Raw genomic sequence first — 1,663 nt, 5'->3', positions numbered from 1 at the left:
GAGAGGGTCCACGCCGTGGTGGTGCCCGCCGCCGACCGGGCCGACGACCCCGGGTTGGCCGAGGAGATCCTCGGCTCGCTGCGGGGGCACGTCTCGGACTTCAAGATCCCCCGCGGCGTGGACTTTGTCGACGAACTGCCCCGGACGCCCACCGGCAAGCTGGTCAAGCGCCGGATCGCGGACAAGTACAAGGCGCAGGCGGCCGGCTAGGTGTACTGATCCGGGAGGTCAGGCCCCGCCCCGCTCGACGGCGGCCGCGAGCGCGAGCAGCGTGGCCTCCGAGCCCGGCCTGCCCACCAGCTGGACGGAGGTGGGCAGGACCCGCCCGAGCGGGGTATGGGTGCGGCCGCACGGGACGGTCATCGCCGGCCAGCCGAGCACGTTGGCCAGGGGGGTGAACGGGGAGAACCGCATCGAGGCCCAGAGCGAGCGTCCCCACGACCGCCGGTGCCATTCGGTGGCCTCGGGGGGCACGTCGGCCAGGGCGGGGGTGAGCCACACGTCCACGCCGGCGGTGGCCATCGCCCGCTCGACGTCGGTCCGCAGCGCCTCGACCCCCCGGTTCCACCGGGTGTCCCCGTCCCCGGCGCCGCCCCTGCGGAACACCGTGCGCCCCAGCAGGGCGTGGTGCCGGGTGCGCCGCTCCATCGCCGAGAGCGGGAGGTTCTCCTCCTCGGCGGCGCGGGCCACGGCGGACGTCCAGCGCGCCAGGTAGAGGACCGGGTCGCGCGGGGAGGGCAGCGTGGTGTCGACGACGACGAGGTCGTCCGCCCGCAGCAGGTCCGCGGCCTCCCGGGCCGCCCGCCGCCAGGGCTCCCGGACGGGCACCAGATCGACGCCGAGCCGGATCGGGCTGGTCGTGGACAGGCCGACCCGGCTCCCGCGGGGCACGCGCCCGACCGCCGCGAGTTCCGGCCTCCCGGACATCACGGACAGCGCCAGGGCCGCGTCCCCGACCGTCCGCGCGAGCGGGCCCGACTCGGCGAGCCGGCCCCAGTTGTCGCCGGACAGCCGGGTGGGCACGACCCCCGGCCCGGGCTTGATGGTGACGATCCCGCAGGCCGCGGCGGGGATGCGCAGGGACCCCATGCCGTCGTCGCCCACCGCGAGCGGCACCATCCCGGAGGCCACCGCCGCCGCGGACCCGCCGGAGGAGCCGCCGGCGGACAGGGACAGGTCGCGCGGGTTGCGGGTGATCCCGTGCTCCTCGGAGTCCGTCATCCCCCACGTGCACAGCTGGGGCGCGGCGGTGACGCCCACGGGGACGGCGCCGGCCGCCAGCAGGGGCGCGACCACGGGATTGTCCAACGTGACGGTGCTCTTGATCGCGAACGGCACCCCCGCCAGCGGGAGCGCCGAGCGAGCGGCCGGTGCCAGGGCGTCCACCGCGGCGCCGGCGGCCCGGCCGTCGGCGCGCAGAAGTGTGGTGAAGGCGTGGAGCGCCGGGTCGAGGTCGGCGACCCGGTCGAGGGCGGCGTCGAGGGACTCCAGCGCGCCACCGGCGCCGGAGTGCACGGCCGCGGCGGTGCCGGCTGCGGTGAGCGGGGAAGTGGTCACGGTCTCGATGGTACGACGGCGGCGGGTGTGCGCCCGTGGCGATCATCGCGGTCGCGTGTCGGACGGCGCAGGTAGCCTGGGGCGATACCGACGCAGTCAGTCGAAC

At 76.5% G+C, this 1,663-nt stretch carries 2 protein-coding genes; one reads left to right on the top strand and one right to left on the bottom strand.

What is annotated here, in order from left to right; all coding sequences use genetic code 11:
• On the top strand, positions 1 to 210 hold a 210-nt coding region (locus B4M60_RS15540; protein WP_414646823.1), incomplete at its 5' end, for an AMP-binding enzyme.
• An 18-nt stretch (positions 211 to 228) separates the two neighbouring features.
• On the opposite strand, the gene B4M60_RS15535 is transcribed toward B4M60_RS15540, so the two are convergent.
• The gene (locus B4M60_RS15535; protein WP_291086120.1) at positions 229 to 1,557 is read right to left on the bottom strand and encodes an amidase; all 1,329 of its coding nucleotides are present in this window, start codon (positions 1,555 to 1,557) and stop codon (positions 229 to 231) included.
• Positions 1,558 to 1,663 lie beyond the last annotated feature (106 nt).

Origin of the sequence: Dietzia sp. UBA5065, assembly GCA_002415925.1 — a bacterium.
GTDB lineage: Bacteria > Actinomycetota > Actinomycetes > Mycobacteriales > Mycobacteriaceae > Dietzia.
This window is presented reverse-complemented; position numbering and strand designations above follow the sequence as displayed.